The organism is Paenibacillus popilliae ATCC 14706 (genome assembly GCF_000315235.1).
GTDB lineage: Bacteria > Bacillota > Bacilli > Paenibacillales > Paenibacillaceae > Paenibacillus_B > Paenibacillus_B popilliae.
Map to the genome: position 1 here is coordinate 1 of NZ_BALG01000563.1, position 211 is coordinate 211.

Consider the following 211-nt stretch of genomic DNA (forward strand, 5'->3'; position numbering starts at 1 on the left):
TTATATAGCAAACGGCAACGTTCGAGAATGAAATCGATTTTTTCGCGCTGCTCTTTGTTTGGATAGAGACGATATTTGAAAGCTACCAACATGAGATTCACCTACCGTTCTTTTTGATTCTCGATATACTGTTTCACCGTTTCCAGTGATACGCTTCCAACTGTGGCTACGAAGTAGGCGTTTGTCCAAAGAGAAGGCAATCGCGTGGTCA

Annotated in this window: 2 protein-coding genes; both read right to left on the reverse strand. The window is 42.7% G+C overall.

What is annotated here, in order from left to right; all coding sequences use genetic code 11:
* A partial coding sequence (locus tag PPOP_RS26280; protein WP_006288368.1) for a helix-turn-helix domain-containing protein occupies positions 1–92 on the reverse strand: 92 nt, incomplete at its 3' end.
* A 9-nt stretch (positions 93–101) separates the two neighbouring features.
* On the reverse strand, positions 102–211 hold a 110-nt coding region (locus PPOP_RS21515; protein ID WP_006288369.1), incomplete at its 5' end, for a transposase.